The sequence below is a fragment of the Halorussus aquaticus genome, assembly GCF_024218795.1.
GTDB lineage: Archaea > Halobacteriota > Halobacteria > Halobacteriales > Haladaptataceae > Halorussus > Halorussus aquaticus.
Genome location: NZ_CP100400.1, coordinates 56,033 through 78,698, shown reverse-complemented (window position 1 = coordinate 78,698; position 22,666 = coordinate 56,033). Strand labels below are relative to the sequence as shown.

The 22,666-nt window shown below is 66.1% G+C and carries 24 protein-coding genes; 15 read left to right on the top strand and 9 right to left on the bottom strand.

Going from position 1 to position 22,666, the window contains the following annotated elements; genetic code table 11:
- The first annotated feature begins 376 nt into the window (after positions 1 to 376).
- Positions 377 to 577, top strand: coding sequence for a DUF7835 family putative zinc beta-ribbon protein (locus tag NGM06_RS00370; RefSeq protein ID WP_163519993.1), 201 nt, complete (start codon positions 377 to 379; stop codon positions 575 to 577).
- 165 nt (positions 578 to 742) lie between these two features.
- Here NGM06_RS00370 and map read toward each other — a convergent pair whose 3' ends face one another.
- Positions 743 to 1,639 carry a type II methionyl aminopeptidase gene (gene map / locus NGM06_RS00365; protein ID WP_254268393.1) on the bottom strand — a complete coding sequence of 299 codons (897 nt, stop codon included), beginning with the start codon at positions 1,637 to 1,639 and terminating at the stop codon, positions 743 to 745.
- A gap of 237 nt (positions 1,640 to 1,876) precedes the next feature.
- Between map and NGM06_RS00360 the strand changes: the two genes are divergently transcribed.
- Positions 1,877 to 3,505 (top strand): hypothetical protein, encoded by a 1,629-nt coding sequence (locus tag NGM06_RS00360; RefSeq protein ID WP_254268392.1) that lies wholly within the window; start codon positions 1,877 to 1,879, stop codon positions 3,503 to 3,505.
- Positions 3,506 to 3,632: 127 nt separating this feature from the next.
- On the opposite strand, the gene NGM06_RS00355 is transcribed toward NGM06_RS00360, so the two are convergent.
- Positions 3,633 to 4,499, bottom strand: a complete 867-nt coding sequence (locus NGM06_RS00355) for an isoaspartyl peptidase/L-asparaginase (RefSeq protein ID WP_254268391.1) — start codon at positions 4,497 to 4,499, stop codon at positions 3,633 to 3,635.
- A 142-nt stretch (positions 4,500 to 4,641) separates the two neighbouring features.
- Between NGM06_RS00355 and NGM06_RS00350 the strand changes: the two genes are divergently transcribed.
- The 3 genes from NGM06_RS00350 (at position 4,642) to NGM06_RS00340 (ending at position 7,829) form a co-directional block, all read left to right on the top strand.
- Positions 4,642 to 5,349 carry a hypothetical protein gene (locus tag NGM06_RS00350; protein ID WP_254268390.1) on the top strand — a complete coding sequence of 236 codons (708 nt, stop codon included), beginning with the start codon at positions 4,642 to 4,644 and terminating at the stop codon, positions 5,347 to 5,349.
- A gap of 96 nt (positions 5,350 to 5,445) precedes the next feature.
- A complete protein-coding gene (icd, locus tag NGM06_RS00345; RefSeq protein ID WP_254268389.1) occupies positions 5,446 to 6,708 on the top strand; it encodes an isocitrate dehydrogenase (NADP(+)) in 1,263 nt (420 codons plus the stop codon).
- Positions 6,709 to 6,923: 215 nt separating this feature from the next.
- On the top strand, positions 6,924 to 7,829 hold the full coding sequence (locus NGM06_RS00340; RefSeq protein WP_254268388.1) for a tetratricopeptide repeat protein: 906 nt from the start codon (positions 6,924 to 6,926) through the stop codon (positions 7,827 to 7,829).
- Between the two features lie 318 nt (positions 7,830 to 8,147).
- Here NGM06_RS00340 and NGM06_RS00335 read toward each other — a convergent pair whose 3' ends face one another.
- Positions 8,148 to 8,486: a cupin domain-containing protein gene (locus tag NGM06_RS00335; RefSeq protein WP_254268387.1), complete on the bottom strand. Its 339-nt coding sequence runs from the start codon at positions 8,484 to 8,486 to the stop codon at positions 8,148 to 8,150.
- 125 nt (positions 8,487 to 8,611) lie between these two features.
- On the opposite strand from NGM06_RS00335, the gene NGM06_RS00330 reads away from it, so the two are divergent.
- From NGM06_RS00330 to NGM06_RS00310, 5 genes are all read left to right on the top strand, one after another.
- Positions 8,612 to 9,142 (top strand): DUF5817 domain-containing protein, encoded by a 531-nt coding sequence (locus tag NGM06_RS00330; protein WP_254268386.1) that lies wholly within the window; start codon positions 8,612 to 8,614, stop codon positions 9,140 to 9,142.
- Between the two features lie 419 nt (positions 9,143 to 9,561).
- On the top strand, positions 9,562 to 10,833 hold the full coding sequence (gene hmgA / locus NGM06_RS00325; RefSeq protein WP_254268385.1) for a hydroxymethylglutaryl-CoA reductase (NADPH): 1,272 nt from the start codon (positions 9,562 to 9,564) through the stop codon (positions 10,831 to 10,833).
- Between the two features lie 91 nt (positions 10,834 to 10,924).
- The gene (locus NGM06_RS00320) at positions 10,925 to 11,248 is read left to right on the top strand and encodes a DUF7991 family protein (RefSeq protein WP_254268384.1); all 324 of its coding nucleotides are present in this window, start codon (positions 10,925 to 10,927) and stop codon (positions 11,246 to 11,248) included.
- A 78-nt stretch (positions 11,249 to 11,326) separates the two neighbouring features.
- Positions 11,327 to 12,289, top strand: coding sequence for a ribose 1,5-bisphosphate isomerase (locus NGM06_RS00315; protein ID WP_254268383.1), 963 nt, complete (start codon positions 11,327 to 11,329; stop codon positions 12,287 to 12,289).
- A 178-nt stretch (positions 12,290 to 12,467) separates the two neighbouring features.
- Entirely contained in the window at positions 12,468 to 13,274 is an 807-nt protein-coding gene (locus NGM06_RS00310; RefSeq protein WP_254268382.1) for a hypothetical protein, read from the top strand.
- Positions 13,275 to 13,318: 44 nt separating this feature from the next.
- On the opposite strand, the gene NGM06_RS00305 is transcribed toward NGM06_RS00310, so the two are convergent.
- From NGM06_RS00305 to NGM06_RS00295, 3 genes are all read right to left on the bottom strand, one after another.
- The gene (locus NGM06_RS00305) at positions 13,319 to 13,570 is read right to left on the bottom strand and encodes a hypothetical protein (protein ID WP_254268381.1); all 252 of its coding nucleotides are present in this window, start codon (positions 13,568 to 13,570) and stop codon (positions 13,319 to 13,321) included.
- An 81-nt stretch (positions 13,571 to 13,651) separates the two neighbouring features.
- A complete protein-coding gene (locus NGM06_RS00300) occupies positions 13,652 to 14,437 on the bottom strand; it encodes an ABC transporter permease (protein ID WP_254268380.1) in 786 nt (261 codons plus the stop codon).
- Positions 14,434 to 15,462 carry an ABC transporter ATP-binding protein gene (locus NGM06_RS00295; RefSeq protein WP_254268379.1) on the bottom strand — a complete coding sequence of 343 codons (1,029 nt, stop codon included), beginning with the start codon at positions 15,460 to 15,462 and terminating at the stop codon, positions 14,434 to 14,436. The genes NGM06_RS00300 and NGM06_RS00295 overlap by 4 nt, the downstream gene beginning before the upstream one ends.
- Before the next feature lie 118 nt (positions 15,463 to 15,580).
- On the opposite strand from NGM06_RS00295, the gene NGM06_RS00290 reads away from it, so the two are divergent.
- Both NGM06_RS00290 and NGM06_RS00285 read left to right on the top strand, forming a co-directional pair.
- Positions 15,581 to 16,018, top strand: coding sequence for a hypothetical protein (locus tag NGM06_RS00290; protein WP_254268378.1), 438 nt, complete (start codon positions 15,581 to 15,583; stop codon positions 16,016 to 16,018).
- A gap of 33 nt (positions 16,019 to 16,051) precedes the next feature.
- Positions 16,052 to 16,336 (top strand): hypothetical protein, encoded by a 285-nt coding sequence (locus tag NGM06_RS00285; RefSeq protein WP_254268377.1) that lies wholly within the window; start codon positions 16,052 to 16,054, stop codon positions 16,334 to 16,336.
- 236 nt (positions 16,337 to 16,572) lie between these two features.
- On the opposite strand, the gene NGM06_RS00280 is transcribed toward NGM06_RS00285, so the two are convergent.
- The 3 genes from NGM06_RS00280 to NGM06_RS00270 form a co-directional block, all read right to left on the bottom strand.
- The gene (locus NGM06_RS00280) at positions 16,573 to 18,240 is read right to left on the bottom strand and encodes a potassium channel family protein (protein ID WP_254268376.1); all 1,668 of its coding nucleotides are present in this window, start codon (positions 18,238 to 18,240) and stop codon (positions 16,573 to 16,575) included.
- 178 nt (positions 18,241 to 18,418) lie between these two features.
- Positions 18,419 to 19,171 (bottom strand): endonuclease NucS, encoded by a 753-nt coding sequence (gene nucS / locus NGM06_RS00275; protein ID WP_254268375.1) that lies wholly within the window; start codon positions 19,169 to 19,171, stop codon positions 18,419 to 18,421.
- Between the two features lie 59 nt (positions 19,172 to 19,230).
- Positions 19,231 to 19,758: a P-loop nucleotide/nucleoside kinase family protein gene (locus NGM06_RS00270; RefSeq protein ID WP_254268374.1), complete on the bottom strand. Its 528-nt coding sequence runs from the start codon at positions 19,756 to 19,758 to the stop codon at positions 19,231 to 19,233.
- Positions 19,759 to 19,903: 145 nt separating this feature from the next.
- Between NGM06_RS00270 and NGM06_RS00265 the strand changes: the two genes are divergently transcribed.
- From NGM06_RS00265 to NGM06_RS00255, 3 genes are all read left to right on the top strand, one after another.
- Positions 19,904 to 20,818: a glycosyltransferase family 2 protein gene (locus NGM06_RS00265; protein WP_254268373.1), complete on the top strand. Its 915-nt coding sequence runs from the start codon at positions 19,904 to 19,906 to the stop codon at positions 20,816 to 20,818.
- A gap of 105 nt (positions 20,819 to 20,923) precedes the next feature.
- A complete protein-coding gene (locus NGM06_RS00260) occupies positions 20,924 to 22,150 on the top strand; it encodes a M20 family metallopeptidase (protein WP_254268372.1) in 1,227 nt (408 codons plus the stop codon).
- A gap of 105 nt (positions 22,151 to 22,255) precedes the next feature.
- Positions 22,256 to 22,642: a DUF5684 domain-containing protein gene (locus tag NGM06_RS00255; RefSeq protein WP_254268354.1), complete on the top strand. Its 387-nt coding sequence runs from the start codon at positions 22,256 to 22,258 to the stop codon at positions 22,640 to 22,642.
- Positions 22,643 to 22,666 lie beyond the last annotated feature (24 nt).

The window sequence follows — 22,666 nt, the reverse complement described above, 5'->3', positions numbered from 1 at the left end:
GCCCACCGCGTCCGTCTCGCTCCGACCTCCTCCGACAGTTCTCGGAGGTCGTTCTACGACGCCTACGACCGTGAACGCGGTACCGCCTGCAACCGCCGACGCGGTTCTCCCTGCGGACGGCTTCGGTTTCGGTCACGAAACGCCCGGTTCTACCGGCCGAACACCGCCGAAAGTAGTATATAAACATTCCGGCCGTTGCAGGCGGTTTTTGTTTCATTACTTCCGCAAACGAGCCTATAAACTGTTTCGGCCACTCTCGTCCAATTTTGCGTCTAAATCGCAAGACGGGAGCCGAATGAACGGTTCGAACGCCCCCCAACGGATTGGGGTTTTTATGCTCCTATCAGCGCAAGAAGACAGTGAGAGGAAGGTCACGATGGCAACACAAAACCAAAGCTTCCAGGCGATCACGGAATCGTGCGACGAATGCGGACGCGAGACGCCACACGACGTCTCCGTCCAGATTCGGACCGAGAGCCAGAAACGCGAGAACGCCGAGTTCTCGCGCGAACCGTACCGTGTGACCGAATGTCAGATCTGTGGTGAGGAGTCTATCCAGCGGATGAACAACGCGTAACGCCGCCACCGCTCTCCCCGCCGTAGCGAAGCGTGGGTGGAGGTTTCCGAGAAGTCCGTTCCGAGCGACCGGTCGTACTCTCTTTTTGCGGACGCCAAACGTTCGAGATATCCGACGTCCGACCTGCTCGGAGAAGGAGAAACCGGAGATACCGAGTGAGTCGCGCTACTTCGTCGTCACTTCACAGCCGTCCTCGGTCACGATGAGCGTGTGTTCCTTCTGGCTGACGAGTTTGCCGTCGTCCTCTTTGAGTACCGGGTAGCCGTGGACGATATCGTTCATCTTCAAGCGACGGAGCGCCATCTCCGCGCGGGAGACGTCCAACCACCGGGTGGCGAACGGGAGGGTCTTGAACTCCTCAGATATCTGTTCGAGTGCCTGTCGGGCCTGTCGGTCGCGGACGGACCCCTCGCGTTCGAGCGCGAAGATCTCCTCGTCGTTGCCCTCGCTGACCTTGCCGGACCCGTCGGTGGCGAACGGTTCGATGGCGACCACGTCGCCGACTTCGAGTTCGACGCCCTGCGACACCGCGCGGTTCGGGATGTTCGGCGAGACGTGCTGCTGGTACTGGTCGAGACCGTGGCCGGTGAGGTTGACCACGGGGTTGTAGCCGTAGCCGTCGATGACCGACTCGATTTCCGCGCCGATTTCCCCGGTCTCGACGCCGGGTTCGACCACGTCGAGGGCGGCCTCCAACGCCTCGGCGCTGGCCTCCTGTAGTTCGGGGTTACCCGATAGGTCCACCGTAATCGCGGTGTCGGCTATCCACCCGTCGACGTGGACGCCGATGTCGAGGTTGACCATCTCCTCGCCGAACTCGGTGTCGTCGTCCGCGGAGGGAGTGGCGTGGGCGGCCTCCTCGTCCACGCTGATGTTGACCGGGAAGGCGGGTTCCCCGCCGAGTTCCCGGATTCGGTCCTCGGCGTACTCGGCGACTTCCAACTGCGTCGTCCCGACTTCGACGCGCTCGGCGGTCTCCTCGCGGACCTGTGCGAGAATTTCGCCCGCCTCGCGGTGCTTCTCGTACTTTTCGGCGTCGAGGTCGATTTCGGTGCTGCTCATGCCCCTACGTTGGCCTGAACGCCGGAAAGAGTTTGCGTCTCACGAGGGGCGCGTTCGTGACAGCCCGTCTACGGTTGGACAGACGTTCCCGTCGGGCCACATATCACCGAGCGGTTAGGGGTGTCGTACCAGCGGGACAACTCCGCGGTAACGGCAGTAATAGGCCGTCAAAACCCCAAACGGTACGAAACAGTTGGTCCCGTTTATTGGCGGCTCCGGCGATATGACTGCCTGCATATGCAACGAGAAACCGGTGCAGTGCTGATGGTGACAGCCCTGATGCTCGCCAGCGTCCCGCTGGCGGCACTCGGCGGCACGTCACCGTCCGCATCCGACGAAACGAACGGAGTGGAGTTACAGAACGTCACGGTCGAACAACTGGAGTTAGCCAACGCCACGGTTCAGAACGCGACGATTCAGGTGATGCAGGTCGATACGGTCGAAGTCGTCGGGCAGAACGAGACCCTCGACAACGCGACGCTGCGGAACGTCAGACTCGAGAACCTGACGTTCGAGAACGTCTCGATGGAGAACCTCCAGACCGACGACCAGACGCTCTCGCAGGCGCTGAGCGGGAACGCGTCGGTCCAGTCGGTCGTCGTACAGGACCTGACGATTCAGCAGATGAACGTCTCGCGTCTGGTCGTTCAGGACATCCGCGTCCAGAGTAGCGCGGGCCAGCAGGCGGGTGCCCAGACGACCACCGAGGAGGCCGCACTACAGGAGGAGACTACGACGACCGAGGAAGGTATGGGTGCACAGGAGACCACCACCACCGAAGCAGACGGACAGGAGACCACCGCCGCGGGTCAGCAGACCACGACCGCCGCCGACGGTCAGACCCAACTCGGCGAGGTCAGTGTCGATAGCGCGACCATCCAGTCCGTCGACGTTCAGGAGATGAGCATCCAGTCGCTCGTCCTGCTGAACGTCGATACCGGCGGTATCCAGACGCCGACGACCACCGCCGAAGAGACGACGGTCGCGGCCGAAGAGACCACGACAACCACCGAGGAGACCACGACGACCGAGGAAGGCGTGGGTGCCGAGGAGACGACTACCGAAGAAGGTGAAGTGGGCGTCGAAGAGACTACCGCCGCAGAAGGCGGCGTCGGTGCGGAGGAGACCACGACCGAAGAGGCCGCGCTACAGGAAGAGACGACGACCGAAGAGGGCGTCGGTGCGCAGGAGACCACCACCGCGGAAGGTGAGGTCGGTGCCCAAGAGACCACGACCACCGAGGAAACCACCACGACCGAAGAAACCACCACGACCGAGGCCGCGGGCGCACAGGCCGGTGACGGAACCACCGTGAGTAGCGTCTCCGTCGAGAGCGTGAGCGTCCAGCAGGCCACCATCGGTACGGCCTCCGCCGACGCCGTGCAGGTGCAGGGCGGCGAACTCTCCGTCGTCTCGTTCCGGAACCTGCAGGCCCCCTCGGAGGTCCAGCAGGGCGAGCAGTACACCGTGAGCGCGACCATCGTCAACATCGGTACCGACCGAACCACCAAGCAAGTGTCCTACCGCATCGCCGGGAACGTCATCGAGGCCCAACTCGTCGAGGTGCCCGCGAGGGGTGCCGCGACCGTGACGTTCAACGTCAGCGTCGGACAGTTCCCCGCAGGAAACTACAGTCACGGGGTCTACACGGACGGCGCGCGACTGACCGGGCAGCTATCTATTGCGGAGAGTAACCAGACCGACACGGGCGAGATGAACGTCGGCGCTCAGGAGACGACCGAGGCCGGTCAGCAGACCACGACGACCGAAGAAGAGACGACGACCGACGAAGGCGCAGGTGCCGAGGAGACGACCACCACGGAGGAAGCGGCCGAAGGCGAACAGACGACCACTGCGGAGATGTGAACGGCGCTCCGACGCCGATTTCTTTTTTCGAGCGCGACGACGGGTAGCCGCGGCGTCGTCCGCCAGTAGCAATCGTGTCCTCGTCGTTCAGCGTCCGACTCGCAGTTCGTCTCGCTACTCGGTCTGACTACCTGTTCGCGGTCCGACTGCTCACCGACGTCTGCATCGCGTCGCTGTTGAAGGCGCTCCCGGCGTTCCCGTCGCGGTCGAGGACGATGACGCCCGCCGACGACCCAGTGAGTTCGGCGAACTCCTCGACGGCCCGGTCGGCGGCCTCCTGAGCACCGTGACCGGATTCGAGGTGTCGGACCGCCCGCCGGGTCAGCGTGGCCTTGGCGATGTCTTCTCCCGCGCCCGTCGCGCTGGCCGCGCCCGCGGGGGCAGCGAAGAATCCGCTCCCGATTTGGGGCACGTCGCCGACTCGACCCGCCAGCGCCAGCCACCGGCCGCCCGTCGAGGTCGCGGCGGCGAACTCGTCGCCGTCGTACGCGACCGCGCCCACCGTGTCGGCCCCGCCGAACTTCTCGCGGAGCCAGTCGAGGTGTTCGCTCGGCGTCCCGTCCGGAGTGTCGTCGAGGTCGGCCCACTTCTCTCGCTGCTTCTCCGACCAGAGGTCCGCGCCCGTCTCGACCCCGAAGTCGGCCGCGAGGTCCACGGCGTGGTCGCCCGAGACGAGGACGTGAGGCGTCTCCTCCGCGACGACGCGCGCGGCGCTTACGGCGTGTTCGACGCCCGGCATCGAGCAGGCCGCGCCCGCCTCGCGGTCGCTCGTCATCACGCCCGCGTCGGTCCGGATTTCGCCGTCGCTCTGGACCGCGCCGCCGACGCCCGCGTTGAACCGCGGCGAGGATTCGAGGACGTGAACCGCCGACTCCACCGCGTCGAGGACGCCGGATTCGGCCGCGCCGGTCTCGGCCGCGTCGTCCAACACTGCCTGTCTCGGTTCGGGTTCGTCGGGGTCGCTTCCGGCCCCGCCGTGAACGATGACCTTCATACGATGGGGTGGTTCGCGGGGGTTCTTAACTTCCGGTCAATCGGAAATCCGGGACGGAGGCGCGCTCGCGGTCCGAGAACAGGCGACCGAGCGAACCCTGCGACCGCAATAGCTACGTGGGAGCGAATATCAAATCGCTACCATGACGACCTTCGTCAGAGACGACCCCGCCGGCGTTCGAGTAATCGACCGGTGGAGCGACGGTCTCGGTTGGATAGCGCACCCGGACGAGGACGGACGCCGGGCCAGCCACGCGGTTCGAGGCGAGGACGGCGGGGTCTGGCTGTTCGACCCGCTCGACGCGCCCGGCATCGACGATATCGTGGCCGAACTCGGAGACGTGGCGGGGATCGCCGTCCTCTCGAACTACCACGCCCGCGACGCCGGGGTCCTCGCGGCGCGTCACGACGTTCCGGTCTGGCTCCCCGAGTCGATGACCCGCGTCGAGGACCGCATCGCCGCGCCGACGGTGCGCTACGGCGCGCGACTCGGCGACTCCGGATTCCGGGTCCGCACCCGCGCTCCGTTGCCGGGGTGGCGCGAGTCCGTCGCCTTTCGCCCCGCAGACGGGACCCTCTACGTGCCCGATTTGCTCGGGACCGCGCCGCTGTACCGGGTGACCGACGAGCGCCTCGGCGTCTACACGTTCCGGCGGCCGATGCCGCCCCGCGACCTGCTGGGCGGTCTCGCCCCCGAGCGAATCCTCGTCGGTCACGGTGAGGGCGTGTTCGAGGACGCCGCGAGCGCGCTCTCGGGGGCGCTCGACCGTTCGCGACCGGGGTTCCCGAGAGCGCTCCTCGAGAACGGGGCGAGTCAACTCCGCGCGCTCGTCGGGGTCGTTCGGGAGTAACCCCCCGGATATATTATTAGGAATTTAAGGTTGGTTATAGCCGTCCGCGGCCAAACGGCAGGCCTTTTATCCCTCTCTCACGCAGGTTTAGCTGTTATGAGCTACGACAAGGTGGAAGTTCCCGAGGACGGGGAAAAGATTACCGCCGTGGACGCCGAGAACGACGAACTCGACGTACCCGAGAACCCGATTATCCCCATCATCCACGGGGACGGAATCGGACAGGACGTCGGTCCGGCCGCCCAGAAAGTGCTGCAGAAGGCCGCAGAGGCGACCGGCCGTGAGATTCACTGGATGCGCGTCTACGCTGGCGAAAGTGCCCGCGAGAAGTACGACGAGAACCTGCCCGAGGAGACCGTCGAGGCCATCCGCGAACACCGAGTCGCCATCAAGGGGCCGCTCACGACTCCCGTCGGCGCGGGCTTCCGTTCTCTGAACGTCGCGCTTCGAAAGAAACTCGACCTCTACGCGAACGTCCGACCGACCTACCACCTCGACGGCGTCCCCTCGCCCGTCAAGGAACCGGAGAAGATGGACATGGTCAACTTCCGGGAGAACACCGAGGACGTGTACGCCGGAATCGAGTGGGAAGAGGGTACCGACGAGGTCGAGAAGGTCCGAGAGTTCGTGGAGGACGACATGGGCTTCGACGAGACCATCCATCAGGGCGCGGTCGGCATCGGCGTCAAGCCCATCACGGAATTCGGCACCAAGCGTCTCGTCCGCAAGGCCATCGACTACGCCCTCGAAAACGACCGCGACTCCGTGACACTGGTCCACAAGGGCAACATTATGAAGTTCACCGAGGGCCAGTTCCGCGACTGGGGCTACGAGGTCGCCGAAGAGGAGTACGGTGACGAGGTCATCACCGAGGACACCCTCTGGGAGGAGCAGGACGGCGAACAGCCCGACGACGCCGTCGTGGTCAACGACCGTATCGCCGACAACATGCTCCAGCAGTTGCTGACCCGTACCGAGAACTACGACGTTCTCGCCATGCCGAACCTCAACGGTGACTACCTCTCGGACGCCGCAGGCGCTCAGATTGGTGGTCTCGGCATCGCGCCCGGCGCGAACTTCGGTGACGGCCGCGTCCTCGCCGAACCGGTCCACGGCTCTGCTCCCAAGTACGCCGGACAGGACAAGGTCAACCCCTCCGCGATGATTCTCTCCGGCCGACTAATGCTGGAGTACATCGGCTGGGAAGACGCCTCCCAACTCGTTCGTGACGCCGTCGAAGCGACGATCTCCTCGAAGAAGGTCACCTACGACATCGAGCGCCAAATCGAAGGCGGCGAGAAACTCGCAACGAGTGAGTACGCCGACGAGATCTGCAAGAACATCGAAGACCTCGCGTAGAGCGCTTCGGCTTCCGTTCTTCTATCCTCTCCTCGTTCTTTCTGCGTCATCGCCGCTCTTTCGGACGCGGTCGATTCACGCGAATCGTAGACTGTGCGATGCGCCGGGCTACCGCCGCCCGACGATAGTCGATTCACTGACCGCTCGTTCCGAGACGTGATTAGTAAATTATTTCGCCCGAGAGATTTATAAAATATCGCGCCAGTGGGTAGCACATGAACACGACGGAGGTCTCTGGGGGTGCGAGTCGGTTCGACAGGTGGCTCGGGGAACACTTCGACCGACTCCTCCCGTGGAAGCGACGCGCGGAGGCGTTCTACTGCGGGAGACGCGCGAAGCGCGCCGAGAACCGCGGCGACTACGAGGCGGCGCGGGAGTACTACGACCGCGCGGTCGGCACGCGGGGTCGCCTCGGCGACCGGGAGGCGACGATTACCCTCGGACTGCGACTGGCCGACCTCGCCCGCGAACACGGCGACGCCGCCACCGCGCGCGAACACTACGAACGCGTGGTCGAACTCCACGCCCGGCGGGAGAACGCCCGGGGCGCGCTCGACGCGCTCGAACCCATGCTCGACGTTCTCGACGCCGAGGGCGAGGACGACGAACTCGCCCGGTGGTGGGGTCACGCCCTGATGATTCTGGGGAAGGCCGAACCGGGCGAACTCTCGGCCGAGCGCCGGGACGACCTGATTCGCCGGTACGCAGACCGAATTCGCACCGAGGAGAGCGCCGGACGGCTCTACGGGTTCGCGCTCAGGCGCTTGCTCGCGGACGAAGACGAACTCGGCGCGGAACTGCTCGACGCGACGTGGGAGCGCCGCGACGTGGTTCGCGAGCAGGTGGGTCAGTTCCGCGTCGTCCTCGCGGCGGGCGTCGGCCGGGTCGCCCACGCCGAGTGTACCGGCCGGGACGTGGACCGCGAGGAGACCCTCGACTTCGTCGCCGACCACCGCGGGCGACTCTCGGTGTCGGCCGCCGCGCTCTTCGAACGTCTCCGTGATGGCGAGACAGACGCGGAGCCTGCGGACCTGAAGACCGGGGTCGGCCCGGACGACGAGGCGGAACTCCGGGACGTGGAGGCCGAGGCGTTCGGGCGGTTGCTCGAACGATTGGGGTGAGTCGGCGAGCGCGATTGCGGAGTTTCGACCCCGGCGCGTGCGGCGCGACCCGGCAGTGGTCGCGCCAAGCGCGTGAGGGCTGAGGACCGTGGTTCGAGAGAGCAAAGCTCTCTCGTCATCCCGAAAATCCCCGATTTTCGGAGACAACGGAGTGAGGACCGCAAGCGGTTGGGGAGGCGCGAGGTTGACGCGGTGCGGCGCGGTGACTCCTCGGTGTCGGCAGCAGCTAGCCCCGACTCGATTTCCACACCAGTCACTGCCTTCGACTCGATTACGACCGCGACCAACTCCGCCCGACTACCAGAGAAAAAGCAGTTCTCAGTCCTTCCAGTCCGGGTTCTCGCGCGGCGGACTGAAGATGTCCACGCCCTCCACGGGCACGTCGCCCCGGTTCTCGGCAGCGTGGGGTTCGTCGGCCGGGATGGCGTAGGAGTCGCCCTCGCTCACGTCGAGTTCCTCGCCGTCCACGAGGAAGGTCAGCGTGCCATTGGTGATGTAGCCGGTCTGCTCGTTGTCGTGGCTGTGTTCGGGCACCTCCGCGCCGGGTTCGATGGAGAAGTGCTGGACGTTCATCTCCTCGGCCCCGGCGAGCAGCGAGAGGTGGACGCCCTCGACCGCTTCCGTGGACTCTTCGGCGTCTTTGGGTACGATTTCCATGTCTAACTGTACCGAAGAGGGCTGGCTACCTAAAAGTTCGACTACGGGTAATCGAGTCGGAGAGTCGAGTCAGATTCTGCAGCCGAGACCGAAGATTCACGTACGAAAAAGCCCGACCTGCGAGTATGTACGCCGTCGTGGGGTGTAGCGACTGTCAGGCGCTCAAAATCGTGGAAGGGCGGCCCGAGACCACCCAGTGTCCGCGGTGCGGGAAGCGCCGGAAGTTCGAGAAACTCCGGAAGTTCGTGGAGACCGACGACGAGGACCACGCCCGGGAGGTCCGGTCGTCGATGCTCGCCAACCGCCAAGACGAGGGCGAGGCGTACGCGGAACTCGACTCCTTCGCCGAGATGGACGAGCAGGTCGAGGACGCGGGCGTCTCCGACGAGGAGTATCTGGAGGCCTCCGGCATCGACTCCGAGGCGGTCGCCGAGGCCGCCGAACGCGTCGAGAATCGGTCGGCCAGCACCCGCGGCAGTTCCCGGAAGGACACCGTGCTGGCGGCGCTGCGCGAACTCGACCGACCGACCGAGGACGAGGTGGTCGCGTACGCGAGCGAACGCGGCGTCCCGGCCGAGTACGTTCGCGACGCCCTCGGGAAACTCGCCCGCCGGGGCGAGGTCAGCGAGAGCCGCGGCCGGTATCGGTTGCTCTGAGCGGTCGCGATGACGCCCGGCGGGGCACCGACCGAGAACTCGCGTTCCGTACGCGAACTGAGGAGAGTCTCTCTTGGAGACTGTCGCGGAGAACGGTCCCCGGAGCAGCGCGAGCGCGGAGTACGGTAGGGATGACAGAGTACGGGAGTTCGCCGGATGGAGACCGAATCGAACTCGCTCCGCGCCGAACCGGAGCGGCGAGTGTCGCGTGCAGGAACTATCCACCCTCTCGTCCGGGGCCACTCGGGGACCAATTTCAGCTACGAACGAGACCGACATAAACATCACGGATGAGCGCGGTGAAAGTAAAAGTAGTCGCGTGCCCTGAAAGGGCCAGCGGTAACGCCTGTCCGCGCCGAGTCGGCGGTCCCCCGACCCGAATGGGAACTGTTAGGGGGCGTCCGGCTAACCGTTCGGACATGAGCGACGGTTCCGAGCCTTCACGTCTGGCCGAGAAGGTGCGCGAGGGCGAACTTCGACTGCACGAACTGGAGGACCACACCGACTCCGAGACCGCGGCGGCGGCCCGGAGACAACTCCTCGAAGCCGAGACCGACGCCGAACTGGAGACTATCGGCGACTTCGCGCTCGACGCCGAGCAAGCCACCGACGCGAACGTCGAGAACATGGTCGGGGCGGCACAGATTCCGATGGGCGTCGTCGGTCCCGTGCAGGTCGCGGGCGGCGCGGCCGACGGCGAGTACTACCTCCCGCTGGCGACCACCGAGGGCGCGCTGGTCGCGAGCGTGAATCGGGGATGCTCCGTCATCGCCGGGGCGGGCGGTGCGGACGCTCGCGTCACCAAGTCGGGGATGACCCGCGCGCCGGTGTTCCGGGTCGGCGGCATCGCCGAGGCCGAGGCGGTCGTCTCGTGGGTCGGCGAGAACACCGAACGCCTGCGCGAGGCCGCCGAGTCCACGACCAGTCACGGCGAACTCCTCGACGTGGACACCTACGTCGTCGGCGACTCCGTCTTCCTGCGGTTCGTCTACGACACCAAGGACGCGATGGGGATGAACATGGCGACCATCGCCACGCGAGAGGCCGCCCAAGTAGTCGAGGACGAGACCGCCGCGTCGCTCGTCGCGCTCTCGGGTAACCTCTGCTCGGACAAGAAGCCCGCCGCTATCAACGCCGTCGAGGGCCGGGGTCGGAGCGTCACCGCGGACGTGAAGATTCCCCGCGAGACGGTCGAGGAGCGACTGCACACCACGCCCGAGGCCATCGAGGAGGCCAACACCCGCAAGAACCTCGTGGGGTCCGCCAAGGCGGGGAGCCTCGGCTTCAACGCCCACGCCGCGAACGTGGTCGCCGCGGCGTTCCTCGCGACCGGACAGGACGCCGCGCAGGTCGTGGAGGGGAGCAACGCCATCACGACCGTCGAGGCCCGCGACGGGGTCTCCGCGAGCGATGCGAGCGGAGGCTCGTCGGACGAGTCCGACGGTGGCCTCTACGCCAGCGTGAGCCTCGCCAGTCTGGAGGTCGGCACGGTCGGCGGCGGGACGAAACTCCCCACCCAGTCCGAGGCGCTGGACGTACTGGGTCTCCGCGGCGGCGGCGACCCCGCGGGAAGCAACGCCGACGCGCTCGCCGAAATCATCGCCGTGGGCGCGCTCGCCGGGGAACTCTCCCTGCTCGCGGCGCTAGCCTCCCGGCACCTGTCGAGCGCCCACGAGGACCTCGGGCGGTAAGCGTTCGGGGGACGCTCGGCGAGACCGACCGCAGTCGTTCGTCGCGCATCCGGTAGCCACAAGAGCGCCGAGTTCCAAGTGACCGGTAGCAATGGCCTCTGTCGCCACAGTCTTCGGGTTCCTGCTCATCATGGTCGTCAATACGGTCGTGGCAGCGGTCGCTATCCGCTTCTTCCGCCTCCGGCTCTCGACCACGTGGGGGACGGTGGTGTACACCGCGCTACTCGTCCCGCTGCTGTACGTCGTCACCACCATCCTGCTCTCGGGGTTCATCGGCTTCGGCGGGAGCGGCGTCCGGGACCGGGGCACCGCCCTGATTCTGGTCTGGGTCGTGCCCTTCACGCTGGCGGTGTCGCTGGACGTCTTCTGGATGCCGTCGCCCGAGGAAGTGGACCTGCCCGAACAGACGCGCTGACCTCCGTGTGAGGCTGGGTGAGCTCTCACCGGTAGGCGACCCGTTCGTTTTTCCCCCCTTGGCCCGTACCTGCCAGTCATGAGTCACTCCGACGCAGACATCCATCCGACCGTCGAGGAGGCCGCAGACGACATCGCCGACATGGAGATTCGCGGCGCGGCGACCATCGCCGACGCCGCGGCGGGGGCGCTCGCCACGCAGGCCGAGGACAGCGACGCCGAATCGCCCGAGAGCTTCCGGGCGGAGATGCGCGCCGCGGGCCGTCGCCTCCGCGAGACGCGGCCGACCGCGGTCAGCCTCCCCAACGCATTGCGGTACGTCCTCCGCGGGATGGAGGGTCGTTCGGTCCCGGACCTCCGCGAGAGCGTGGTCGAGAGCGCCGACGAGTTCCAGCGCGAACTCGGGCAGGCCCAAGACAACCTCGGACGCATCGGTGCGAACCGCCTCCGGGACGGCGACACCGTGATGACCCACTGTCACTCCACGGACGCGCTCTCGTGCGTCGAGAAGGCGCTGGACCAAGGGAAGGAGATTCACGCCATCGTCAAGGAGACCCGCCCGAGAAAGCAGGGTCACATCACCGCTCGATGGCTGCGGGACATGGGCGTGCCGGTCACGCTCATCGTGGACAACGCCGCCCGCCGATACCTCGACCAGACCGACCACGTGCTGGTCGGCGCGGACTCCATCGCGGCCGACGGGTCGGTCATCAACAAGGTCGGTACCTCGGGGCTGGCTGTCAACGCCCGCGAGCGCGGCGTCCCCGTCATGGTCGCGGCCCAGACGCTGAAGCTCCACCCCGACACGATGACGGGCCACACCGTCGAAATCGAGATGCGGGACGAGCGCGAGGTCCTCACCCTCGACGAGGAGGAGGAGATCGGCGACGTGACCGTCGAGAACCCGGCCTTCGACGTGACGCCGCCGCGGTACGTGGACGCCATCGTGACCGAGCGCGGCCAGTTCCCGCCCGAGAGCATCGTGACGCTGATGCGCGAACTGTTCGGCGACCAGCAGGGCGGCGAACCGTGGGAGGAGTAACCCGGCGACTCCACGGGTGGTGAAGACGCCCGGTACCCGTCGAAGCACTCGGCAGACGTGAAGACACTCGAAACGTCGGGGAAAGCGGAGCTTACCGGGGACGTGAAGTCGGAAACGGCCGATTTCCGGCGGAACGGTGACGCGGATTCATGACGGTTCCGGCGAGTGCGCGGAACGGATGGCACTCAGCAGACGCGAACTCCTCGGCTACGCGGTCGCTGGCACGACAGGCACGGGAATCACCGCGGCGGCTCGGCGCTCGGACGGGGGCGACGCGTCCGACGGGTCGGAGTCCGGCGTGGGACGGAACTGGCAGTTGGGCGGCGTCTACGCCCGGCCCGCCGAAATCGGCGACACCGCCGTCACGTTCCGCGCCGCGGTCGAATCGGCGTACGACACCGATTACGAGGTCGAGGTGAACTTGTTCTACCGGCCGAGACCGAAGAGCGACTCGAGCGCCGCAGCGAGAGCAAAGTGGCGGCAACTCGCCACCGAGACCGGCCCGCTCGCCGACGATATCTACCTCGAAGCCACCGCGTCGGGTCTCGAACCCGGCCGGACCTACGAGTACCGCGCCGAGGCGACCCTGACCGACTACGAGGGCCAGTCGCGGCGCGTCAGCGAGACGCTCGCGGTCACGGCGGGCAATCCCTGTTCGGGTCCCTCGACCAACTGCCTCCGGGTGGAGACGCTGGCCCCGGAGACGAACGACGCCGGGAGCGAGGTGACGCTCCGCGGGTCCGCGGAAGGGATGGACGCCTACGACGATGTGACGGGCCACTTCTTCTACCAGCGCGAGGACGGCGAGAAGCAGTGGACCGACTACGTGGAACTCGACGGTGGCGGCGGGTCGGGCGAGTTCTCGGTCACGCTTTCGGACCTGCCGACGGGGTCCTACACCTGCTACGCGGAGGCCCGCGGCGAGGGCGGCGAGACGAAGAACATGTACGGCGAGGGCCGAGAGCGGCAGTTTCGGGTGGAGTAAGGGCCAGTAGGAACTGACCCAACTTCGTCGTTTCCCTGAGAGAGTCATTCGGTCGCTTGTTCGTCGGGCGCAGAAGTCGGACGCTTGCCGAGTAGCTTCACTCCGGCAACGCCCGCGACGACTCCTCCGAGGACACCCGCGATGCTGAACACGAGGCGCTGCCAGTACAGTATCTCGGTGTTGGTCAGGATATAGCCGGTGTGAGCCAGCGTGAGGACTCCGACTCCCAGCAGGAACACACCGACTAGAAGCCACCGTCGAATCGACCTGAGGAGGACAATTGTTTCGGAGGGCACGGGTGAACGTTACTCGTAGGAAACATTACTGTGGTGGAAACTCTTCTGCGCTCGCGGTCATCTCGCGCCTCCGCAATCGCCTCAGTCCGTCAGACCGTACCCGCGCTTGAACAGCACGACGTCGAGCGCGAAGATGGCCGCGGTGAGGCCCGAGAGGACCGCCAGCGACCAGTTCGGGTCCACCTCCGAGACGCCCAGAAAGCCGTACCGGACGCCGTTGACCATGTAGACCATCGGGTTCAGCATCGAGAGTTCCTGATACGGCGAGGGGAGTTCCCGGATGGCGTAGAACACGCCCCCGAAGAAGACGAGGGGGCGGACGATGAACTGGTTCATCATGGTGAGGTTGTCCCAGTCGTCGGCCCAGAGACCGACCACGACGCCGAAACTGGCGAACAGCAGGCTGACGACCAGACCGAACGCGACCAGATAGAGCGGTTTCGCGACGCCGACCGTGGTGAAGAACGCGCCGATGACCGCGATGAGCGACCCGACCAGCAGGCCGCGGGTCGCCCCCGCAACGATGTAGGCCACGACCATCCGCGAGTAGGACATCGGCGAGGTGAGCGTCTCCTCGATGTAGTCGTTCCAGCGCCCGTGGAAGATGGAGAACGAGGCGTTCTCGAAGGCGTTCGAGATGGCCCCCAGTACGACGAGTCCGGGCAGGATGAACAGGATGTAGTCGATGGGGTCGCCGCCGTCGATGCTGATTTGACCGACGCGGTCCCCGAGGATGACACCGAACACCGAGAAGTAGAGGACGTTCGTCACGAACGGCGGGACGAAGGTGTTGCGGGGCCGCCGGAGGAACCGCAGGATTTCGCGACGCGCGAGGGTCTTGAAGCCAGTGAGACCGCGGAGGTTCATTCGGAGACACCTCCGTCGTCGCCGACGGTCGCGTCGCGGCCGCCGTCCGCCGCGACCGCCTCGGCCGACTGGTCGCTGCCGCCCTCGCGAGTCATGTCCACGAACACCTCTTCGAGCGAGGTCCGGGAGATGTCGAAGTCCACGATTTCGAGACCGGCACGGTCGAGCGCCCGCACGAGGTCGGGCGCGACGAGTCCGCCCTGCGTCGCGGTGACGACCAGTTGGTCGCCGTCGAGTTCGACGCTCTCGACGCGGCCCTCGTCGGACGCCCCGCGGGTCCCCGAGAGCATCGGCAGGTCGGGCACGCTCGCGGGCGCGTTCCGGAGCGTGACCCGAATCTTGTCCGGGCCGCGGTCCATCAGTTCCTCGGGGGTCGCCACGGTGAGCAGGTTGCCCGAGTCGAGAATCGCCACCTCGTCGCAGAGGCGCTCGGCCTCCTCGATGTAGTGGGTCGTGAGCAGAATCGTGGTGCCCGACTCGTTGAGTTCGGTGATGAGGTCCCAGAGGTCGTGGCGCAACTGCACGTCAACCCCGGCGGTCGGTTCGTCCAGAATCAGCAGGTCGGGGTCGGTGATGAGCGCCCGCGCCAGCATGAACCGGCGCTTCATCCCGCCCGACAGCCAGTTGAACCGGGTGTCGCGCTTCTCGTAGATGCCGACCTGTTTCAACACCTCGTCGGCGCGCTCGCGGGCCTCGTCGGCCGGAATCCCGTGGTAGCCCGCCTTGTGTTCCAGCACTTCGCGCACCGGGAAGAAGTGGTCCACGTTGAACTCCTGTGGCGCGAGACCGATGGCGTCGCGGGCCTCGCGGTAGTCGTCCTCCACGTCGTGGCCGAACACCTCGGCCCGGCCGCCGCTCCGCCGGACCAACCCCACGAGGATGTTGATGAAGGTCGTCTTGCCCGCGCCGTTCGGCCCGAGCAGGCCGAAGAAACTCCCTTCGGGTACCGACAGCGACACTCCGTCGAGCGCCCGTACCCCCTCGTACTGCTTCCGAAGGTCTTCGACTTCGATGGCGGCAGTCATCGGCGAGACGTAGACGTGTCGCGGCGAAAAGGCCGTTGGTGCGACTCCGACGGAACGCGGTTATCCTTTCTACTCCCAAACCAGAATCGTATTAAATGTATCGTGGGAAAGTAGTCGCATGAGCGAACGGAGTCTCGGTCGTCTTCTCGCCGTTACGTTCGTCGTTAGTGCCGTTTTTCGTCTCACCGGCTTCATCGGACTTTTCTGGAGAGCAGTTACGTCGGGGTGGGAGACAGTCGATGCGATCGTCTCGTTTTGGTGGCCACTCGTTGGTACATGGATTGTACTCTGTGGCACCGTCTTGTTCCTCGATTACCTTCTTCGTCGGCGGTTTAGCTTCGGGGACCCCGTTCTGGAAGACGAAGAAGTCCACTTCGGGCAGTTAGACATCCCCGAGCATCCAAGAACGAAGACGGAGACGCTAGAACGGACTCTCGATAGAGCAGAGTCGGTGCTATCAGAACAGTTGCGCGTCCTCTCGGATACGGACGACAAGGCAGTGCGGACAGTACGGGCCGAAGTTATCCTTCTCGGTGCAATAGCATCCGCGGCCTAAATCACCCAACAGACGATTCCGGTCAACATCTGGATGAAAACGGGTGGTGCGCTCGTCATCGGGTCTATCGTAGCGGGAGTCTTCACCTACAGCACCTCGAGTCCGGACTTCGGTCCGGGACCAACGTACGTCCACGCTAACTTCGAGGACGGTGATGGTCGGACCGACATCTACGTCGAGTTGTTGGAAGGCCACAACGAGGCAATCGCTCATAACAGGGGGCAAGTGAACGACAGCGGTCGCTATTTATTCGTTACCCAAATTTTGCTCGTCGGTGCCCTCGTCCTCGGAGGTATCGGTGTTCTCATCGTTCTCTGAAGGACTGAACGAAGAAAACTACTAAATGGTAGCGGGCGCTACTTACCGATAGAGCGACGATGGCTAAAACGGAACGCGTCTACAAGGGGCCGAAATGGCTCAGTCGGTATTTCACCAAGCGAGGACGCAAAGAGGCCCGCGAATCCGAGGACGGCGAGTAGCCCTCCGAGTCGTCTCAGTTATTCTCTTTCGCGTTCGTTCCGTTTCTTCGAGGCGGGCTATCTCTCGGAGACGACTCACGCGAACTGGCGTTCGAACTCCCGAATCGTCGCGTCGGTTCCGGCCACGACGAGTTTGTCGCCGTCTTCGATTCGCACGTCGTCGGCGGTCAGGAACTCGCCGTCGCGTTCGACGCCGACGAGGACGTAGCCCGCGTCGGCGTCGGGTTTCGCGTCGTCGAGCGTCCGTCCCGCGAAGGCCGCGGCGTCCGCGCGGACGATTCGAAGCTGTTCGACGGGCGTGAGAACGTCCTCGCCCCGAAGCTCGCGGGCCAGCAACCGGGCACTGACCCGCTGGGTCGAGAGGACGTAGTCGGCCCCGGCGTCGAACGCGGTGGGCGACTTCGCCGTGCCGTCCACTCGAACCAGAATCTCGATGTCGTCGGTGAGGGTGCGCGCGATGGCGACCGCGAGCATGGCCGTCGAGTCGTCGCCCACGGTAACGACGAGCGCGCTGGCGTCCTCGATGCCCGCGGTTTCGAGCGTTTCCGGGTCGCGCACGTCGCCCACGACGTCCACGCGGCGGCCGTCCTCCGAGTCGATGGTCGTCGCGGTGACGCCCTCGTCCAACGCCTCGTACGCCGCGCGGCCGCCGACGCCCATCCCCGCGATGACGACGTTCGCGTGGCGGCGCGGCGGTCGGAGTCCGGCCGCGAACTCCTGCACGTCGTCGATGGCCGCCTCGGTCCCGGCCACGATGAGGACCGAGTTCGGCGTGACGACCTCCGACGGGTCTACGGGGAGTCTGAGGTCGCCGTCTATCCACGCACCGACGAGCGTGAGGTCGGAGTGGGTGGCGAGAGCGGTGTCCTCGATCTGGACGCCCGCGAGCGGACTGTCCCGTCTGACCAGCACCTCCCGAATCCGAACGTCGCCCACCGTCGCGTCGCCCATCGACTCCGGCGTGTCGGCCCACGCGCTCGTCTTCTGTCCCAGTCGGCGACCGATGAGCGCGTCGGGCGACACCACGGCGTCCGCACCGACGTTCCGGAGCGCGGCGTCGTGGTCCGGGGTGTCCGTGAACGATATCACCCGGAGGTCGTCGTTCCGTCTCAGCGCGGTCAGGACGATGCTGGCGTTGCGGTCGCCCGCGTCGGTGACGATGGCGCTGGCCTCGTCTATCATCGCGCGTTCGAGTTCCGCGCCTTCCTCGGGGTCGCCGTGAATCGCCTGATAGCCGTCGTCGGAGAGTCGCTTGGCTTCCTCGGGGTCGGACTCTATCAGCACGTAATCGACGTTCAATCGCTCCAGTTCGTCCAGCAGGACGCCCGAGTCGCGCCGGTACTCGCAGATAATCACGTGGTCGTCTTTCGCGGTCAGGCGGTCACTGAGGTCCATCGGCGCGCGCTCGAACAGCGGGATGATGAGGACCCGGAGCGTGGCGAACCCGATGATGACGCCCGTGAACTGGATGAAGGTCACGAACAGGTTCATTATCGGCGTCTCCCACGGGGAGTCAGCGCCGAACCCGGTCGTGGTCAACGTCTCGACCACGGTCTGGAACGACCGGAATATCGAGTGGTCGTGGCCCTCCAGCGTCCGCATCCCGTAGTTGTACAGGACCGTGTACAGGAGGATGAGCGTGACGAGGACGACGGCGTAGACGAGAACGAGGCGCTGGCGGCGGGTCAGCCACGGGAGCCACGAGCTATCGCCCTCGAATAGCTTCGACCAGTTAGTGGGCATGGGTGGAGCGCGTCGGGTCGAGAACGGTCGTCCGTCGGGCGAACCTCATCTCGCGTCACCGTTCGCGTTCGAGCGCCATGAGTCGTATGCCCGTGACAGGTCACGTCTCCCCGTCAGTTCACCTCGTAGTCACTGCCGCTTGCGATAACGGCGGATTCGCGGACCGCGTCTCCGTCGGTCAGAAGTCGGTCAGTTTCGCTTCGGTCGCCCCTTTGGCGTCGGTTTCGAACTCCGAGAGTCCGACGAACTCCAAATCGTTGTCCCGGAGCGCTCGCTTCACGCGCTCGGAGGCCGAGGGCGCGACGAGAATCCCGCGGACTTCGTCGTTGGTCTCTTCGTAGAGCGAGACGTAGCGCTGGAGTTGGTCGAAGTGGTTCAGCGTCGCCTGAATCCGCTTCACCTCCACGACGACGGGCGTGCCCGCCTCGTCGCGGGCGAAGAAGTCGATGAACCCGTACTTGCTCTCGCGCTCGTGTTCCACGATGCGGAGACCCTCCTCCAGCACGCCGGGGTTGGCCTCGATGTACTCGTGCATCTCGGCCTCGGTGCCCGACTCCTCGTAGGTCGCGCCGTCGGTGGCGTCGAAACGCGTCACGCCGTAGGCCTCTAAAATTCGGGCCTCGACGCGCTCGGTGGGGTTCGTGCGCCGCGCCAGCAGGACCACATCTCCGTCGCTCGTACGCGCGGAGACGGTACCCCCGCCGGGCATCCAGTTGACGGGCTTGTGGCCGGTGGGTTGGTGGACCAGAAACGTCCCGTCGGGCTTGGCGACCAGAATCCGGTCGCCCGGTCCGAGGTGGCCGGAGGTCCGGCCCTCGTACTCCACCTCACAGCGGGCCTGCACGGTCAGCATCGCGCCGTCCCGGAACGCCGCCTTCGCCTCGCCGACGAGGGTTTCGGGGTCGGGCGCGTCGAGTTGTTCGGCGACCATCGTCTTTGCTCGGTGGTCAGCACCGGAGCAAAAAGGTAGTGGTTCGCGACTCCCGACCGTCAGAACGTCTCGGCGACCTGTCGGGTCGTCTCGTCGAGTCCCTCGGAGTTGTCCACCGTGACGTGGTCCATCGAGATGGGGTCGAACTGCTCGCGGTACATGGCGTGAACCTCGAAGTCGGCGTCGCTCTCGTCGCCCTCCCGGCGTTCGATGCGCTCGCGAACCACGTCCTCGTCGCACTCGACGGCGACGAGTCGGAAATCGACGCCGAGCGACGCCGAGAGCTCGGTCGCCCGGTCGCGGTCGGCGGCGTCCTTGAACGTCCCGTCGAGGACCACGCTCCGGCCGTCTTCGACGGTCCGGCGCGCCCGGTCGAACAGTTCGCGGTAGACCATCCGGGACTCTTCCTCCGTGTAGTCGGGGTCGGACAGAATCTCCTTGCGGATTACGTCGGTCCGGAGGAGCAGTCCGTCGAGGCGCTCGGCGACTTGCTCGGCGACGGTGGTCTTGCCGACGCCCGGCAGGCCGCAGACGACGACCAGCGTCGGCGTCTCCTGTCGTGCGTCGAGAGTCTCCGCCTCAGACACGGCGACCACCGACCGCCCCGGAACGCTGTTTCGAGCATGTCCGAGTCATTTCAATTACTGTAATCCACGAAGCCAATCCCTTATCAAGGTGGGGTAAAGGAGTCCGCCACCGCAACTTTCCCGACAAGGGTCGAACGGGCGTGACGTGACGCGAAACGCCGACTCCGGCGGCCTCGTCTCGGTGGTCGTCCCGACCCACTACCGGAACGACCGCCTCCGGGGGGCGCTCCGGAGCGTCGAGGCTCAGGAGTACCGACCGATAGAGGTCCTCGTCGTGGACGGGTCCGACGACGAACACGCCCGGCCGGTGGCCGAGGCGTTCGGCGCGACGTACGTCCCACAGGAGCGCGACGAGGGGCCGCAGGCCGCCCGGAGCGTCGGCGCGGAGATGGCCGACGGCGAGTACGTGCAGTTTCTGGACGACGACGACCGACTCGCGCCGTCGAAGTTGCGCGAGCAGGTGCCGCTGCTCGGTCCGGATGTCGGCGTCGTCTACTGCGGAATGGACGACGAGGACCGGGGCGAAATCCTCCCCAACCCGGTCGTTCGTGGCGACGTCATCGAGCGCGCGCTGGAGATGCGGACGTTCCCATGCATCAACTCCACGATGCTGATAGCCAGTGAGGTGCTGGAACGCGTCCTGCCGCTCCGCCACCGCCACGGGGCCGACGACACCGGACTGAAGGTGGACCTCGCGCTCCAGACGCGGTTCGACTTCGTGGCCGAACCGCTGGTCGTCCGGGGTCGGACCGGCGAGTCGCTGTCGGACTCGTGGGACTACCTCGGCAGTCGGATGGAGGTGATAGCGACGTACGACCGGTTGTACCGGCTATTTCCCGACCGGGTACGCCAGCGCGCGCTCCGCGAGACCCACTACCAAGTCGGCCGGAAGCTCCTCGCGGAGGAGGGCCGGTCGCCCCGCGCCACGGCGGCGTTCGCCCGCGCGGCGTGGGCGACGCCCGACGACCACGCGTACCACCTCGCGGCGACCCTCGGGTCCGCCTTCGGCCGGGAGGGACTGGCGGCCGTGGATCGACTTTTCGGTCGCGTCGAACCGTGAGACCGACGAGTCGCAGGCGGGTCGCGGTTCGCCCGTGAATCACTCCCAACGCCCGGACGGACCCGGGTTATAACGCACTGGCGGCCGAACGACGGACCACAGACGATGACGACCCGACCGGACGAGGAACTCGCGGACCTCGCGGCCGAACTCGTCCGCATCCCGACCGAGAACCCGCCGGGCGACGAGCGTCCCTGCGCCGAGTTCGTCGTAGATTGGTTCGCCGAGCGCGGCATCGACGCTCGCCTCGTGGAGGAACCGAGCGCCGACCGGGCGCAGGCGGTCGCGTGGGTCGGCGACGACCCCACAGACGGAGACGACTCGGAAGGAGCGAACCCCGACGAGTACGGGGACGACGCCGACGGTACCACGCTGGTCCTCAACGGTCACCTCGACGTGGTGCCCGCGGGCGACCCCGAGAGGTGGGACCGCGACCCCTTCGCCGGAGTCGTCGAGGACGGCACGCTCCACGGCCGCGGGAGCGCCGACATGAAGACGGGTCTCGCCGTCGCCATGCTGGCGCTCCGGGACCTCGCACCCGAAATCGAGGCGGGGGACCTCGACGGGACGGTCGTCTTCCACGGCGCGATGGGCGAGGAGACCGGCGACCCCGGCACCCGGACGCTCGTCGAAGCGGGCTACGGCGGCGACTGCGCCGTCGTGCTGGAACCGACCGACTTCCGGGTCGGCACGAGCGCGAAGGGGGTCGTGACCTACCGCGTCGGCGTCGCGGGGTCGGCCTCCCACGCGAGTCACCCCGACCAAGGAACCAACGCGTTAGACGCAGCGCGCCCCGTCCTCGCGGCGATAGACGACTACGACGAGCGACTCCGCGAGCGCGAGGACCCCCTCGTCGGCCGGGCGTACGCGACCGTCACCGAGTTCGAGGCCGGGACCGACTCGAACATGGCGGTGCTTCCCGACCGGGCCGAGTTCCTGCTCGACCGGCGCATCCTGCCCGACGAGACCATCGAGGCTGTCGAAGCCGAAATCGCGGACCTGCTGGCCGAGACCGAGCGCCGGACCGGCGTCGAGACCGACCTGACGCCGGTCGAGCACTACGCGTCGGCCGGGATTCCGACGGACCACGCGCTCGCCGAGCGATTCCGCCGACTCTCCGCGGAGACGGCCGACGCGCCGCGAGAACCGTGGGGACTGGAGGCCGCGACCGACGCTCGGGAGTTCGTGGCGGCGGGGACGCCGGCCATCATCTGGGGGCCCGGCAACCTCTCGCAGGCTCACGCGGCCGACGAGCGAATCGACCTCGGAGACGCCGCGCTCGCACTCGAGATTCTGAAGCGGGCCGCGACGGAGTCGCTTTCGCCGAAGTAGTCGGGTGGAAATCATCGGGCGTCTCGTATTAAGTTCCAGTACGGCCGATGAAACACCAAAGAACTTATCAGCGTTCATCGTAATATCGAGTTAATACACTTACCAATGGAACCCGATATTGCAAATACGATACTGCTCGTCGCCTATCTCGGGATTCTCGTCCTGACGGTCGCGGGCACGTGGAAAGTGTTTCAGAAAGCCGACCAACCCGGTTGGGCCTCGCTCATTCCGATTTACAACGCCTACGTCATGTTGAAGATCGGTGACAATCCGGGCTGGTACCTCCTGTTGTTCATCATCCCGATCGCCAACATCTACGCCGGCTGGAAGATGTACGTCGGCGTAGCGAAGGCGTTCGGCAAAGGTATCGGCTGGGGCGTCGGTCTCTGGTTCCTGCCGTTCGTGTTCTTCCCGTTGCTGGCGTTCGGCGACGCGTCGTATCACGGCGGCGGTCGCGGTGGCGGTTCCGCTGGCGGCGAAGCGGCAATCTGAACTCGCGAACTGCGTTCGGACCGA

Coding starts and splice junctions, on each gene's coding strand:
- NGM06_RS00280 (WP_254268376.1), bottom strand. CDS start 18,240: ATGCCCACTAACTGGTCGAAGCTATTCGAGGGCGATAGCTCGTGGCTC.
- NGM06_RS00355 (WP_254268391.1), bottom strand. CDS start 4,499: ATGAAGGTCATCGTTCACGGCGGGGCCGGAAGCGACCCCGACGAACCC.
- NGM06_RS00340 (WP_254268388.1), top strand. CDS start 6,924: ATGAACACGACGGAGGTCTCTGGGGGTGCGAGTCGGTTCGACAGGTGG.
- map (WP_254268393.1), bottom strand. CDS start 1,639: ATGAGCAGCACCGAAATCGACCTCGACGCCGAAAAGTACGAGAAGCAC.
- nucS (WP_254268375.1), bottom strand. CDS start 19,171: ATGGTCGCCGAACAACTCGACGCGCCCGACCCCGAAACCCTCGTCGGC.
- NGM06_RS00260 (WP_254268372.1), top strand. CDS start 20,924: ATGACGACCCGACCGGACGAGGAACTCGCGGACCTCGCGGCCGAACTC.
- hmgA (WP_254268385.1), top strand. CDS start 9,562: ATGAGCGACGGTTCCGAGCCTTCACGTCTGGCCGAGAAGGTGCGCGAG.
- NGM06_RS00255 (WP_254268354.1), top strand. CDS start 22,256: ATGGAACCCGATATTGCAAATACGATACTGCTCGTCGCCTATCTCGGG.
- NGM06_RS00360 (WP_254268392.1), top strand. CDS start 1,877: ATGCAACGAGAAACCGGTGCAGTGCTGATGGTGACAGCCCTGATGCTC.
- NGM06_RS00310 (WP_254268382.1), top strand. CDS start 12,468: ATGGCACTCAGCAGACGCGAACTCCTCGGCTACGCGGTCGCTGGCACG.
- NGM06_RS00320 (WP_254268384.1), top strand. CDS start 10,925: ATGGCCTCTGTCGCCACAGTCTTCGGGTTCCTGCTCATCATGGTCGTC.
- NGM06_RS00335 (WP_254268387.1), bottom strand. CDS start 8,486: ATGGAAATCGTACCCAAAGACGCCGAAGAGTCCACGGAAGCGGTCGAG.
- NGM06_RS00290 (WP_254268378.1), top strand. CDS start 15,581: ATGAGCGAACGGAGTCTCGGTCGTCTTCTCGCCGTTACGTTCGTCGTT.
- NGM06_RS00300 (WP_254268380.1), bottom strand. CDS start 14,437: ATGAACCTCCGCGGTCTCACTGGCTTCAAGACCCTCGCGCGTCGCGAA.
- NGM06_RS00370 (WP_163519993.1), top strand. CDS start 377: ATGGCAACACAAAACCAAAGCTTCCAGGCGATCACGGAATCGTGCGAC.
- NGM06_RS00315 (WP_254268383.1), top strand. CDS start 11,327: ATGAGTCACTCCGACGCAGACATCCATCCGACCGTCGAGGAGGCCGCA.
- NGM06_RS00295 (WP_254268379.1), bottom strand. CDS start 15,462: ATGACTGCCGCCATCGAAGTCGAAGACCTTCGGAAGCAGTACGAGGGG.
- NGM06_RS00330 (WP_254268386.1), top strand. CDS start 8,612: ATGTACGCCGTCGTGGGGTGTAGCGACTGTCAGGCGCTCAAAATCGTG.
- NGM06_RS00350 (WP_254268390.1), top strand. CDS start 4,642: ATGACGACCTTCGTCAGAGACGACCCCGCCGGCGTTCGAGTAATCGAC.
- icd (WP_254268389.1), top strand. CDS start 5,446: ATGAGCTACGACAAGGTGGAAGTTCCCGAGGACGGGGAAAAGATTACC.
- NGM06_RS00285 (WP_254268377.1), top strand. CDS start 16,052: ATGAAAACGGGTGGTGCGCTCGTCATCGGGTCTATCGTAGCGGGAGTC.